This is a genomic window from Bacillus sp. GbtcB10 (assembly GCF_019091365.1).
In the GTDB taxonomy this organism is placed as follows: Bacteria; Bacillota; Bacilli; order Bacillales; family Bacillaceae; genus Bacillus; species Bacillus altitudinis.
In genome coordinates, this window is the sequence record NZ_JAGXJP010000424.1 from 1 (window position 1) to 233 (window position 233).

Here is a 233-nt window from a genome sequence, read left to right on the forward strand (position 1 = left end):
TTTTTTTTCATCCTGCGTATAAAATAGAAGATAACATTCTCCTAATTTCAAAGACATTGGGTAAATATTTCCTGCCGATTCCAGTAATAAATCTGGAATATCAATCTCTTCAAAATCCGTCCCTTGGTAAATATTACTATGATTATCATATAACTCGAAATAATTTCCTTGGTCTGAAAACATAAGCGCCATATTTGCTTTACTTGATTTCATTAAAGCTTTCACATGATCCT

Annotated in this window: 1 pseudogene; it reads right to left on the bottom strand. The window is 30.9% G+C overall.

The window, feature by feature from the left end:
• Positions 1–233: pseudogene (locus KVT11_RS20710) on the bottom strand (sugar phosphate nucleotidyltransferase); the annotation flags it as partial.